The organism is Larkinella rosea (assembly GCF_003858635.1).
GTDB classification, from domain to species: domain Bacteria; phylum Bacteroidota; class Bacteroidia; order Cytophagales; family Spirosomataceae; genus Larkinella; species Larkinella rosea.
This window is the reverse complement of sequence record NZ_RQJO01000009.1, coordinates 1239854-1253092: the sequence shown is the minus strand read 5'-3', so window position 1 is coordinate 1253092 and position 13239 is coordinate 1239854. Positions and strand designations below refer to the sequence as shown.

Here is a 13239-nt window from a genome sequence, read left to right as displayed (position 1 = left end):
TTGTGGGCAGAATGACACGGTTCTTACGGGATTTCGGGACGAAATTACCAACCCGTTTGCGATTGTCTACCGGCTCAATTTGACGGTTCAATGCCCGGAATGTACGGTTCAGAAAGCTGCAAATTGAATTCCCCCGTCTGTTGTCGCCATATTGCGTCAAGTAATTCAGTCATAAGCCTTTCCACACCATTACTTTTCAAAACTCACTACCATGAAAAAGGTATTTAAAATTATTGGATACAGTTTCCTCGGCCTGCTGCTGATGGCGGGCGGTTTTTGCGCCTATGTGGCCGCCGTGGGTGTACCAAGTTACGATCCGCCCACCATTCCGGAAGTCACGGTTGAGAAAACACCCGTTCGCGTGGCCCGTGGTGAAGTGATTGCCCAGATTCAGTGCATGGAATGCCACGCCAACAACGAAAACCGGGTAACCGGGAAATTCCTCGGCGAAGTTCCGGCCATTTTCGGCAAGCTGTATTCCAAAAACATTACACAGGACAACGAAAAAGGCATCGGAAAATGGACCGACGGCGAAATCATGTACTTCCTGCGTACCGGGCTCCGTCGGGATGGTTCGTATGCTCCCGTTATGCCCCAGTACCCCAACATGGCCGATGAAGACCTGAAATCAGTAGTGGCCTGGTTGCGCTCCGACCGGTTTCCGGTGCAGGCATCGAAGGAAGAGGGACCTGAATCAGAACTTAGTCTGGTATCGAAGCTGCTGACGCATACGCTCATGAAACCGTTGCCGTATTCGCCAAAGCTGGTGGCGCTGCCGGACAGCAACGACCCGATTGCGCTGGGCCGTTATACCGCCGACGCCATTGGCGATTGCTACAGCTGCCATTCGGGTGATCTGATCGATCAGGATAAGGTAAATCCCGAAAAGACGAAGGGCTATTACGGCGGAGGAATCGAGATGCTGGGGGATGGCGGAAAACCCATTGCAACGGCGAACCTGACCTTCGATGAGCAAACCGGTATTGCGAAAAAGTATACGAAGGAGCAGTTTATCCGAATGGTACAAACCGGCGCCCGGCCCAATGGAACGCTCCTCCGGCGACCAATGTCGCCCCGGCCGATGTTGTCCGACCGGGAATTGGGTGCGATCTACGAATACCTGAAAACCGTCCCCAAAATCCACAACGACATTGCTAAAAAGAACGCCGAATTGCAGTCCAAAGAAGCGCCTGCGGAAAAAGCGACCGCTGGTCGCTAAATTGGGGCGGTTTTTTCAGACCAGTGAAACGGTTACCCGAAACTCCAGCCCATCCTCTTCAACCCGGGGGATGGGCTGGCCTAACATTCGGTATTTCGATATAATATTACTCAGTCCAACCCCGTTCGAAAGCGCCCGGCTGGATTTGCGCTGAAGATTGTTACTCACGATCAACTGCTGCTGTTCGTCGGTTTTGAGCATAATAACCAGCGGTTGTTCCGGCAGAATGATGTTGTGCTTGACGGCATTTTCGATCAAAAGCTGCAACGTGAGCGGAGGCAACTGAAGCATTTCCGTGCCGGGCCGGATGTCTGTTTTCAGCGTAAGAGCCTCACCGTGGCGGGTTTTCAGCAGGTGGTAATACGATTCCACAAATTCCAGTTCATTGGCCAGGGGCGTGAGCGGATTCTCGTTGCTGCGCAGTAAATACCGGTAGACCGAACTCAGTTCCTCGGCAAACGTCTCGGCTTGCCGGGGATTTTCGCTGATCAGCGCGGTCAGCGAGTTGAGGCTGTTGAACAGAAAATGCGGATTGACCTGTTGCCGCAACGACGCCAGTTCGGACTGCAACTGGGCTTTACTGAGCGTATCGAGTTCTTTCCGGGATTGCTGCAGGTGTCCGAAACTGTGGATGCTTTCGTACGTAATAACTACAATGGCGGCAATGATGGTGGTAAAGAGCATTGACAGCAGCAGCCGGGGTATTTCAGGCTCAAAACCGGGCATGGCAATGAACCAATAGATAAAAAACAGCGCCCCAACGTGCAGGTTGGAACTGATGGCGCAGGCAATAAATAACCGGAACGCCCGAACTACATACTGGTGGGGCTCAGGATGTATCTCATTTATTTTCAGGCCAATACTGTTATTCACGTACCAGTTGATGAACGAATGGATTAGCGTGATTCCCGTTGCCAGCCCAAAGGTCGTCCCGGTTTGCCAATAGGCATTGCCGATCAACAGCCAGTTGATGATGCTGATGTAAAGAGGTAAAACAATGATCTGTAAAAGCCAGTCGTAACGGGAAAAAACCGGTAGTTTCATAGTAGGCCAGCGGCACGGCTGCTTTCAAAGCTACGAATTTCTGCCTACAGATCAATACGTTCAACGGGGGTAAGCTACGCAGCTTCGGCACCCATTCACCGACAAATTCGACCGGTTTACCTACAAATTTCACCTCCACGCAACGTTAGCGTTCCTTTTAGCGATATAGGAGAAGAAGGAGCACCACTCCGCACAACCAACCATCTTTTAAACACAACTTCGCTATCGAATGGAACGCAAGGAATTTTTGAAACGGACTTTTTCCGCACTGGGCATTGCGGCAATCTCCCCCATGGTCGGTGCCTGTACTACAACCGATACGGTTGAACCGGATGCGACCACCGGAACCACGACCGGAAGTTGTACGACCACTTCGGACGAAACCGATGGCCCATTCCCGACCAAATCGCCCGCCAGCCTGGTAGCGACCGACATCCGTTCGGACCGGCAAGGCACGCCACTGACCGTCAAGATTACCGTGCAAAATAAAAACGCCAGTTGTGCCGCATTAGCGGGCGCCCTGGTTGATATCTGGCATTGCGACGCGGCCGGTAATTATTCCGAATATGGAGGTACCGGCATGCAGTCGACCAACTTCCAGAGCGTGCATTTCCTGCGGGGCCGTCAGACGACTGATGCTACCGGACTGGTGACGTTTACCAGCATTTACCCTGGCTGGTATTCGGGCCGGGCGGTTCATATTCACGTCCACGTTTACAATTCCAGCGGCAAATCCCTGAAAATTTCCCAGATCGCGTTTCCCGAAGACATCAGTAAGGTCGTTTTTGCACAGGGCGTATACGCCAGCCACGGACAGGCCGATACAACCAATGCCCGTGATAACGTCTTCAGCGACGGTGTAACGACGAATATCTCGACCATAACCGGAAGTACAGCCGCCGGATATGTGTTAACCTGGAACATGGTGGTAGAGGCTTAAGTCCGACTTTCAACACCGGCAACATGCAAAAAGGCATCATCAAATTAGGGTACCGTAAAATCATCGACGCATCCACGCACAACGCCTGGGATCAGTTTGTGTTCAACGACACCCACCTTGAGTTTTACATGCAGGCGCAACGCCTGGATCCGGCCGGGAAATTTCCCACCTTCCGGCTTCTGAAAGAGCATGTTGCCGGTGCCGACCAGCTTCACTACCTGACCAGTACGGCCGCCATTGGGTACATTCGGCAGTTGAACGACCTCATTCCGGACGTTGCCAACCGGTTTGGAAAACGATGCCTGCCGTTTCAGCAGTTCCGATTTGAAATCATCGATTCGCACATTCAGGACAAAAGTCAGCATAAAATTTCCATCTGGTTTTACAGCGATCCGGTTACCTGGATCGACACGGTCGAAAACAACCTGCTGATTGCCTGTGGCGACAAAACCGCTGAACTACCGACGGGCGACGAACTGCAAACCGACCTCATTCCGCTTTCTCCGTTTTTGAGTATTACCCATTTTTCTCCTTCCGAAAGGTCAATTAAACCGTAAAACCGATGGACAGGCTGGCTCAAACCGAAGCACATATTTACCTTGCTGACCAGCGGGGCCGCTCGCAAACCACTGATTTCCGGAGTTTTCACACCTTCAACTTCGGTGATTACCAGCACGAAAGCCGACAACCTTTGGGGGCGCTAACGGTTTTTAATGACACTACGCTGCTGCCCGGAAAGAGCCATCCGATTACCGTTGATGAACCGACCGAAATGCTCCTGATACCGGTGGTGGGCGGCATTGAAATGGTGGACGGTTTTGGAGAAAGTGTTTTTTGGGGTGCCGGTGAGGTGTTCCGGCTGGAGGTAATCCCCGGCCAGGAATTCCTGATTAGCAATCCATTTGAATCCGAAGCGGTCAATTATTTACAGATCGGACTAAAAACGGAGAAAACTCATCGGGAAATCAGCGCGGATTTTCCGCTGCGGTCTTTTCAGCTTGAAAACCGCAACCAGCTTCTTCCTTTCTTCGCTTCGCCAAACCAGAGCCGACTGGGTTTTATCGGGAAATACACGGGCCGGCACGATGGCGTTTACGGGCTCAGCGATCCGCAGAAACGCGTTTTTGTTTTTGTCATCGAAGGCGCTTTTGAAGTGCAGGGCCGGTTGCTGCACCCGCGCGACGGTCTGGCGTTGTGGAATCTGACGGAAGTGGAATTTGAAGCTCTTTCCAACGATGCTATTCTGCTCCTGCTGGAAGTAAATTAGGTCAGGCCCGTTGAAAGTCGAAAAACGACCAACGGGCCTGACACAATTCCTACATTCATGGATCGGTTAAAAGTCGCGATCCACAACGAGGGGTTCCTGGATGTGGTTTTCGATCATGTTGGCCAGCACCTGTTTTGAGGTCAGACCGATCTGACGATCGACGAGTTCGCCGTCTTTGAAAACCAAAATGGTCGGCATGTTTCTGACTTTATACCGGGCCGTTACCACCGGATTCATTTCCACATCGACCGTCGCCACCGTAGCCGTGCCCGTAAAGTCGACGGCTAATTCATGGACAATGGGTTCCAGTCTGCGGCAGGGCGGGCACCATTCGGCGCTAAAATCGACCAGCAATACGCCGGGTTTGGTAATCAGGTCGTCCCAGTTCTGATCAGTGGCATAAACCGCTTTCGTGTTCTCCGTATTCATCAGTTTGATCGTTTTGTTTACCTGTTTATTCCGGTAAATCGCCAGAATCACCCGCGTCCCGGAAAAAGTTTTTGGGCAAAACCGGGTTTATCCGGCTTCCGAAACGCGCTTTAACTGTTGAATGCACTTGTATTTCTGGTTCACGGCGGTGTGCCGGTTTTTCCAGCCCATCGTCACCATCAGGTTGTCCATGGGTTCGTGGGAGAAGTAAATCGATTTGATAACCCGCTGACAATGACCCGTAATCCGGGCCATCCAGGCATTGAGTCGTTCGTGCTGACCCTCTTCGGGTGAAGCGTCATCGGAAACAAAATCCTGCGTATCCTGAATCAGGATTAATTGTTCTTCGGAGATGGGAACCAGCTTTTCGTCACGCAGCTTTTTCAGCCAGCTGTGTTTTGCAATCGAAAATAGGAACGTCTTCAGCGTTGAGGTAAGCCGAAAATCCGGAGCGGTTATTTTCTGATATAGCACCAGCACCGATTCCTGAAAGATATCCTCGGCATCGCCTTCATTTCCCTTGTTCTGCTGAACAAAACGGGCAATCGACGGATAATATTTTTTATACACCCATTCATACGCCGACGTATCTCCGGCGCGCAACGATTCCAGCAGGCTATCCTCACACATGCAGTTCATGGCAACTTCTCTTTAGCCCTTCATACCCTAAGCCCGGTATGAATCACCCGCGATACCCCGTTTTTTTTAGTTTATTTTTTTGGACATCCCATATTCAACGCGAACCCACTGGGAATAAGCCCGATACAGCGTCGACCATAAACTAAAAACCGGTGAACCGCTCAGGATTCCGACGTCAGCGACCTCACTTCGATCTGGCTGGTATGATACACCCTGGAGTAGGGTTCGACACTTTGGGTCAGCCATACGTTACCGCCAATCATGGAATCGTGCCCCACCACGGTTCGGCCACCCAGAATGGTGGCGTTGGCATAAATGATGACGTTGTCTTCGATGGTTGGGTGCCGTTTTTTCGACGCCATGGATTTGGCCACGTTGGTTGCCCCCAGCGTAACCCCCTGATAAATTTTCACATTGGAGCCAATCACCGCCGTTTCGCCAATGACGACCCCTGTTCCGTGATCGACAAAAAACGACGAACCAATTTCGGCGTTGGGGTGAATATCAATTCCCGTATGGCTATGCGCGTATTCGGTCATCATCCGGGGCAGCAGCGGCACATTCAGGTCCGTCAGTACGTGCGCGATTCGGTAAACCGCAATGGCATAGAATCCCGGATAAATCGCAATCACTTCCTCAACGCCCGATGCCGCCGGATCAAAAGCGGAAATGGCCTGCGCATCCAATAGTAACTCTTCATACGTAGTTGGCAGGTAATCAAAAAACTGCTCAACAATCATTTCCCGATCAGTCGGCAGATGCTCCGACAGCGGTTTTAGCAGGCAGGAAAGCCGGTTATTCAGCTCATGATACGTATCCGCCGTACTGGCAACCAATGATCTGCAATCCTGGGTAATGGGAAACAAAAAACGGATCAGGTTATCGATGAACCGGCCTACATCGGGTTTGGAAGGAAGATAATACCGGTAACTGGCGTTTTGAGTCGCCATCCGTTCAAAGAATTGTTGCTGTTTGGAAGCAGTCATGGAATGGTAACAGGATAAAGTCTATAGATAGCGTCAAATCGATCGGGTAATGAAACGTCACCGCAAAAAAAATCCTTCTTCCGAAGGGTAACCTGTTCAAAACCAACTGTGTATCACCCGCCCCGATTATGTGGAAAGACAACAACAGCCCCTGGTTTGACTAAAAACGGACATTGACAACAAAAAAATGCCTAAGACGTTGAAAAAGAAACAAAAACACTGCCAAAAAGTTCGGTGACTCCTTTGGTTAAAAACTTGCTATGACGAATATAACGAACTTGATGAAGACTACGATGTCATACCTCAAAAAAACGGCGATTACCCTGTGCAGCTCCCTGGCCGCAACAGTCAGTTTTGCCTTCCTGGTGTCGCTGGCCTGTCAGCCACGCGAGGCCGATGAGGACAAAACCATCGAAACACCGGGCACGACCGCTCCTATCGCTACGGTTCAACTGGAAAATGCATTTCCCGCCCTGCGATTTAGTAATCTGGTCGAATTCACCCACGCGGGCGACGGCACCAATCGCCTGTTTGTGATCGAGCAGGAAGGCCGGATTCGCGTTTTCGAGAATAATTCCGCCGTCAAAACCGCCGGAACCTTTCTCGATATTGCCAGTAAAGTGGCCTCCGGGGGCGAAATGGGATTGCTTGGGCTGGCGTTTCACCCCGATTTTAAACAGAACGGGTATTTTTTCGTCAACTATACCAAAAATAATCCCCGCGAAACCGTCATCGCCCGCTACAAAGCAACGGCGGGCAGTAACCAGGTCGATCCGGCGACGGAAGCCATTCTGTTTAAATTTGAACAACCCTACACCAACCACAACGGTGGGAAAATAGCCTTCGGTCCCGACGGTTTTCTGTACATCGCTGCGGGCGACGGCGGCAGTGGTGGTGATCCGCAAAACAACGGGCAGAATCTGAAAACCATGCTGGGAAAGATGCTGCGCATTGACGTCAACAAAACCGATAAGGGCAATTACGGTATTCCGGCCGACAATCCGTTTGTGGGGAACGCCAATGCCTTTCCCGAAATTTACGCCTACGGATTGCGGAACCCTTGGCGGTTTAGTTTCGATAAACAAACCGGGCAGCTTTGGGCGGGTGATGTGGGGCAAAACACACTCGAAGAAATCGACATCATTAAAAAAGGCGGTAACTACGGCTGGCGGCTGAAAGAAGGTCAGGAATGTTTTAATCCGAAAAACGACTGCAACCAGGGCCAGCTCATCGAACCCATCCACCAGTATCCGCGCAGCGAGGGCGTGTCGGTTACGGGAGGTGTGGTATACCGTGGCAACCGCCTGACAGACTTGCAGGGGAAATACCTTTACGCGGATTTCGGCAGCGGTAAAGTATGGGCGATCAGTTTCGACGGGGATAAAAAAACCGGTAATCAGCTAATTACCAGCGATGGCGGTCCGGTTTCGGCTTTTGGCGAGGATGCCAACCAGGAAGTCTACCTGCTTGATCACAGCAATGGCACCATCCGGCGGTTCGTGGCAAAATAATGCGTTCAACGCCTTTACAATATTCCTGGCGATCATCGACAGATTCCGAACGGGATCTGTCTTTTTTTTGCCAATTTTCTGTAGATTGGTAGTTGTAACCCGGAATTACTATCATGTATACGACAACGATCCATACACCGGTTGGCCTGGCGGTCATCAGCGGCAACGAAGACGGCATTTCGAGTGTCCGGGTTAGCAACGAGCCCGGCCCCGATTCGGCCTTTGTTCCCGCCGTACTGCACAAATGTGCGCGGCAATTGGAGGAATATTTCCTGAATCGGCGTCGATCGTTTGACCTCCCGCTTCGTCCTCAGGGAACACCCTTTCAGCGGGCGGTCTGGCAAATGCTGCGGGAAGTCCCATACGGAAAAACGATGTCATACCTCGAGTTGACCCGGCGGTTGGGCGACGAAAAAGCCATTCGGGCGGTGGCGGCAGCCAATGGAAGAAACCCGATCTGGATTATCATTCCCTGCCACCGGATTATTGGCTCCAACGGCGACCTGACCGGGTATGCCGGTGGATTAGGCCGGAAAAAATGGCTACTGGAGCACGAGCAGGTTGCTAATGGTCAGTTGAGTCTGTTCTAGTTTACCGGTTTCAGTATACGGTTTTCGCCGGGCCGACGTGTCGGCGGCCGATGCGTTCTTTTTTTGAATGTACCGTCCGGGCGAAGAGTGTGGCAGCCGATTGGTAAAAACCGTAAACCCATTCATTCATAGCGCATCGTTTTTGTGAAATTCTTTAATACCCTATTCCTCCTCCTGCTGGTTACAAGTCTTAGCGGTTGTTTTTTCCGTAAATGGCGGATGAGCGACCGGCAGATTCAGGAGCACTTTGCCACTAAGGCGGTCAAACCGACTTTTTTCACGATTGAGAATGATAGTTTGAAATTATACGTGGCCAGCATTGGTTCGGATACGTTGCCTCCCCTGCTGTTGATTCACGGCGCCCCCGGTTCATGGTACGGGTATTTGCGTATGATTGACGACAGCTTACTGCACACCCGGTTTCACATTCTATCCGTCGATCGACCGGGTTACGGGAAATCCCGAAAGGGCCGCAAAGCCGTTACGTCCATCACCAAACAGGCTCGGTGGATTGCCCACGCCCTGAATCTGAACCATTCCGGCAAACCGGCCATTGTGCTGGGCCGGTCGTATGGTGCACCCATTGCCGCCCGTCTGGCCATGCTATATCCGAGTCGGATCAAGCATTTGTTCCTGATTTCTTCGCCACTCGATCCGGCCAAAGAGAAGTTTTTCTGGTTTTCGAAATGGGGCAGAATGACCCCGGTTCAGTGGTTTCTCGATCGGCACATTAACCTGGCAACCGCCGAAAAATATTCGCACGTTGCCGAATTGAAGCAGTTGGAGCCTTTGTGGCCCACGCTGAACGTACCGGTAACGCTGATGCAGGGTGGTAAGGATTGGCTGGTCGATCCCTCGAACCTTGATTACGCCCGAAAAGTGCTCGCCGGCAAACCGGCAGAATTTATTTTTCTGCCCGAAGCGGGTCACCTGATTACCAATTCCCATAGCGGAATGGTTAAAAACCTAATTTTACAATGCGATTAATCCTGTACGGACGCGATTATGCCTGTACAGACGCGATTAATCGCGTCTCTACCCCAAGATATGATAACCCTCGAAACCATCCGGACGGCCCACGACCGCATTCGCGCCCACATTCACCGGACGCCCATCCTGACCAATCAGACCATCAATGAACTCAGCGGAGTCCATATTTTTTTCAAACCGGAAAATTTCCAGAAAATCGGTGCGTTCAAGGCACGGGGCGGTTTGAATGCCATTTTGCAGCTCTCGGAACAGGAACGCTACCACGGTCGGACGATGGGTCCGGTTACGACGCATTCCTCGGGAAATCACGCACAGGCCGTTGCGTTTGCCGCCCGCCAGGTGGGTATAAAAGCCTACATCGTGATGCCCCGGACCGCTCCTCAGGTGAAGAAAGACGCTGTCAAAGGCTACGGGGCCGAAATCATCGAATGCGAGCCCACGCTCGAAGCCCGGGAAGCGGGCGTTCGGGAAGTGATCGAACGCACGGGAGCGGTTTTGGTTCACCCGTTCGACGACGATCGCGTAATTGCCGGACAGGCAACGGCGGCCAAAGAACTGATCGAAGATGCCGACTATGACTCGTTCTTTGATGCCATCCTGGCTCCGGTTGGCGGGGGCGGTTTGCTCAGCGGCACGGCTTTATCAACGCATTACCTCAGTCCACGAACGAAAGTATTTGCCGGAGAACCGGAAGGTGCTGCCGACGCGGTGTTGTCGTTCAAAAGCGGAAAAGTGGAAAAAGCGCCTTACATCAATTCCCTGGCCGACGGTTTACTGACCAGCCTGAGTGAACGGACATTAGGCTACATTCGCGAACACGTCACGGATATTCTGACGGTTTCGGATGCAGAAATTAGTGCCGCCATGCGCCTGGTGTGGGAACGGATGAAGATCGTGATCGAACCTTCCAGCGCGGTTCCGCTGGCGGCTTTATTCAAAAATAAAGCGCAATTTACCGGGCAAAAAGTAGGTATCATTCTGACCGGGGGAAACACCGACCTGGGAAAGCTGCCTTTCTAACCATCCGGGCAAATCACGGTTTAATGCTTGACGGAAACCCTAGCTGTACGACCGGTTTGCCGGACACAAGCGGCTAGCCAGTTGAACCAGCTCGCTGTACCGCGTCGGTTTGATCAGCAACGCATCTGCACCGGATTCGTTGCCTCCCCGGTTTTCGCCAGGTGCTAACGAAGAGCCAAGAATAACGGTCGGGATGGACCGAAGCCGACTGCTCTTCTTCAGGCGCTTTAACGTTGCAAACCCGTCCATAACCGGCATGTCCTGATCCAGAATAATCAGGTCCGGCACATCGTAATAGTCGCTGAGGTGATCCAGCAATTCCTGCCCGTCTGAAAATGTAAAGAGCAGGCAACGGGGCTGGTTTTTCTGAAATGCCTGCCAGAGCATAAACCGGTCATCGTCGTCGTCATCGACAATAAAAATGAGATTGTTTTTCAACTGCATGATCAACCACGGTTTTAGTGAACATTCGCCCGAACCAATCTAAACAAGATAGCCGATCCTTTTCACGGACCGGCTACTCCCTTTCTACCTAAAACGCAAAAGAAAACACAAAATCAGCGGGGAGACTTGCGACTGGAGACTGACTGAATCCGTTTCTCCAAAGTCTCCCTTTTAAGTATTGATAAGTACCTGTTTTCGCTTAACCTGCAGACGACACCACTGAAGCAGTTGGAGTCGTTCCGGGTGAGAAAGTAACCGAAGCAGTTTTCGCAATTCCTTCCGAAAAAGCCGCCGGTCAAAATCAACTTTATTAAGTACACACTTGCTATATTCAAACCAGGACATATTCAGTTGATGGGGTTAAATGTGGATAGCCTTCCCACAAAGATGGGGTAGTCATTTTAAATAACCCTTAGACTGCGATTAGAATTATATTAGAATTTTTTGGCAAAAAAATAGCCGGTTTCCATGATGCAACCGGCTATCGAAATCACCTGAAATTAGCAATTTTACTCGCCAAAAACCTTCTATTGCATTGAGCGTAAAGAAATGAGGACAAGAGAAAGGCAGAAAACCGCTGAAAGTCAACCGATTTACTATTTCATCTCATTTCCCATGTCTTTACCCTCAAAAAGCAACAAGAGCAGGAGGCTAAATCTGCTCCACTTATTCCCGACACAAAGTAGGCCCCCCCATATTAGAAAATACTTAGAGCCATCTTAGAAAAAAGTTAATTCTAAGCCGTTGGTATGGCCTATTGCGAAGACACCTTTGATCGAACCGACTGAAAGCGGTAGAATTTATATCAAAAACCGGTTATCGATAACCGGTTTTTAAATCGACGGGAATTGCGATTACTGACCGTTTACTTTGCCGATCAGCCGAAGACTCGCTTTGATTTTTGGCATAGTTTACCAAAATTGGACCACGAAAATCGGTATCCATGAACCCAATTATCTCCAGAATAGTTTCTGCCGTATTGATCCTTTCCACGGCCAGAACGGTTTTTGTTTTCCTCAGCATTGTCGGTTTATCCACTCCCCTATTTGGACAGAATCGCGCCCAGGAATCGACCTTTACCAATCCCCTTCTGACTGCCGGAGCTGATCCGTGGGTTCTTTTTAAGGATGGGTATTATTATTATACGAACACAACGGGCCGAAACTTAACGCTTTGGCGCACGAAAGATTTCACCAGTTTAACCAATGCCGAAAAAAAGGTCGTTTGGTCACCGCCCGCTTCCGGGCCCAATTCGAAAGATATCTGGGCTCCCGAACTTCACCGCTTAAACGGAAAGTGGTATCTCTATTATACAGCGACAGACCGTGAAAAACCGGGTGATTTGAATCGGTACGTTTTTGTGCTGGAGAACGAAGCCTCCAATCCATTGGCAGGCAGCTGGACCGATAAAGGCAAGCTGAATACCAACTATACCGGACTCGACGGATCGGTTTTTGAACATCAGGGCAAAACCTATTTTTTGTATTCGGGATATGTCGGTCCGCAAAGTAATCTGTTCATTGCCGAGATGATTAACCCCTGGACAATCAGTACGAAGCAGGTAGAACTAGCGCGGCCCACCTTGTCGTGGGAAAAATACGATGGGCGGGAGATTTGCGAAGGTCCCCAGTTTTTGAAGGGAAAACGGGGGAAACTTTTTATCATCTACTCAGCCAGCGCGTGTTGGGACGACAATTATTCGCTGGGGATGCTGACAGCCGCCGAAACGAGTAATTTACTGGACCCGGCCTCCTGGACGAAATCAGATCAGCCCGTTTTTGCCCAGTCTGCGGCTCACAACGTATTTGGCCCCGGTCACAACTGCTTTACCCAATCGTCCGACGGCCAGGAGGACTGGATTGTGTATCACGCAAAAACCGAAGCCAATAAGGCTTGCAAAGACCGAACGCCCCGCGCTCAACGGTTTGGCTGGAAAGCAGATGGCAGTCCGGACTTTGGTATACCCGCTGCCGTCGGAACACCTCTGCAAAAACCAACCTCAGTGGCCAGGTAACGGCGCACGATGCAGTTTCTACTTTTCATTCCATTCCCCTTATCGCCCTGGGTCTAGCGGCTCTAAGTGGGCAGGGCCCTCACCATTTTATAGCCGCCAACCACGCTAAAATCACCTTCCGGGAATAATACCCATATTGAACTTGC

The 13239-nt window shown here is 51.0% G+C and carries 14 protein-coding genes; 9 read left to right on the top strand and 5 right to left on the bottom strand.

Annotated features, from left to right (window positions below; translation table 11 throughout):
- Window positions 1–211: 211 nt before the first annotated feature.
- Window positions 212–1219: a c-type cytochrome gene (locus tag EHT25_RS20845; RefSeq protein WP_124877046.1), complete on the top strand. Its 1008-nt coding sequence runs from the start codon at window positions 212–214 to the stop codon at window positions 1217–1219.
- Between the two features lie 15 nt (window positions 1220–1234).
- Here EHT25_RS20845 and EHT25_RS20840 read toward each other — a convergent pair whose 3' ends face one another.
- A complete protein-coding gene (locus EHT25_RS20840; protein ID WP_124877045.1) occupies window positions 1235–2263 on the bottom strand; it encodes a sensor histidine kinase in 1029 nt (342 codons plus the stop codon).
- Window positions 2264–2492: 229 nt separating this feature from the next.
- Here EHT25_RS20840 and EHT25_RS20835 point away from each other — a divergent pair, with 229 nt between their 5' ends.
- From EHT25_RS20835 to EHT25_RS20825, 3 genes are read left to right on the top strand one after another with little or no spacing between them, the layout of a single operon-like run.
- Window positions 2493–3203 carry a dioxygenase family protein gene (locus EHT25_RS20835; protein WP_124877044.1) on the top strand — a complete coding sequence of 237 codons (711 nt, stop codon included), beginning with the start codon at window positions 2493–2495 and terminating at the stop codon, window positions 3201–3203.
- Between the two features lie 23 nt (window positions 3204–3226).
- Window positions 3227–3760, top strand: a complete 534-nt coding sequence (locus tag EHT25_RS20830) for a hypothetical protein (RefSeq protein WP_124877043.1) — start codon at window positions 3227–3229, stop codon at window positions 3758–3760.
- 5 nt (window positions 3761–3765) lie between these two features.
- Window positions 3766–4470 carry a pirin family protein gene (locus EHT25_RS20825; RefSeq protein ID WP_124877042.1) on the top strand — a complete coding sequence of 235 codons (705 nt, stop codon included), beginning with the start codon at window positions 3766–3768 and terminating at the stop codon, window positions 4468–4470.
- A 66-nt stretch (window positions 4471–4536) separates the two neighbouring features.
- Here the strand turns inward: EHT25_RS20825 and EHT25_RS20820 are convergent, their stop codons facing one another.
- The 3 genes from EHT25_RS20820 to EHT25_RS20810 form a co-directional block, all read right to left on the bottom strand.
- Window positions 4537–4899: a thioredoxin family protein gene (locus EHT25_RS20820; protein ID WP_124877041.1), complete on the bottom strand. Its 363-nt coding sequence runs from the start codon at window positions 4897–4899 to the stop codon at window positions 4537–4539.
- An 87-nt stretch (window positions 4900–4986) separates the two neighbouring features.
- Entirely contained in the window at window positions 4987–5538 is a 552-nt protein-coding gene (locus EHT25_RS20815) for an RNA polymerase sigma factor (protein WP_124877040.1), read from the bottom strand.
- Between the two features lie 161 nt (window positions 5539–5699).
- The gene (locus tag EHT25_RS20810) at window positions 5700–6524 is read right to left on the bottom strand and encodes a serine O-acetyltransferase (RefSeq protein ID WP_124877039.1); all 825 of its coding nucleotides are present in this window, start codon (window positions 6522–6524) and stop codon (window positions 5700–5702) included.
- A gap of 293 nt (window positions 6525–6817) precedes the next feature.
- Between EHT25_RS20810 and EHT25_RS20805 the strand changes: the two genes are divergently transcribed.
- The 4 genes from EHT25_RS20805 (at window position 6818) to EHT25_RS20790 (ending at window position 10635) form a co-directional block, all read left to right on the top strand.
- On the top strand, window positions 6818–8035 hold the full coding sequence (locus EHT25_RS20805; protein WP_229311694.1) for a PQQ-dependent sugar dehydrogenase: 1218 nt from the start codon (window positions 6818–6820) through the stop codon (window positions 8033–8035).
- Window positions 8036–8148: 113 nt separating this feature from the next.
- Window positions 8149–8625 carry a methylated-DNA--[protein]-cysteine S-methyltransferase gene (locus EHT25_RS20800; RefSeq protein WP_124877038.1) on the top strand — a complete coding sequence of 159 codons (477 nt, stop codon included), beginning with the start codon at window positions 8149–8151 and terminating at the stop codon, window positions 8623–8625.
- A gap of 144 nt (window positions 8626–8769) precedes the next feature.
- Window positions 8770–9612 (top strand): alpha/beta fold hydrolase, encoded by an 843-nt coding sequence (locus EHT25_RS20795; RefSeq protein ID WP_229311692.1) that lies wholly within the window; start codon window positions 8770–8772, stop codon window positions 9610–9612.
- Window positions 9613–9672: 60 nt separating this feature from the next.
- A complete protein-coding gene (locus EHT25_RS20790) occupies window positions 9673–10635 on the top strand; it encodes a threonine ammonia-lyase (protein WP_124877037.1) in 963 nt (320 codons plus the stop codon).
- A 39-nt stretch (window positions 10636–10674) separates the two neighbouring features.
- Here the strand turns inward: EHT25_RS20790 and EHT25_RS20785 are convergent, their stop codons facing one another.
- Window positions 10675–11079: a response regulator gene (locus tag EHT25_RS20785; protein WP_124877036.1), complete on the bottom strand. Its 405-nt coding sequence runs from the start codon at window positions 11077–11079 to the stop codon at window positions 10675–10677.
- 943 nt (window positions 11080–12022) lie between these two features.
- On the opposite strand from EHT25_RS20785, the gene EHT25_RS20780 reads away from it, so the two are divergent.
- Window positions 12023–13093: a glycoside hydrolase family 43 protein gene (locus EHT25_RS20780; protein ID WP_124877035.1), complete on the top strand. Its 1071-nt coding sequence runs from the start codon at window positions 12023–12025 to the stop codon at window positions 13091–13093.
- Window positions 13094–13239 lie beyond the last annotated feature (146 nt).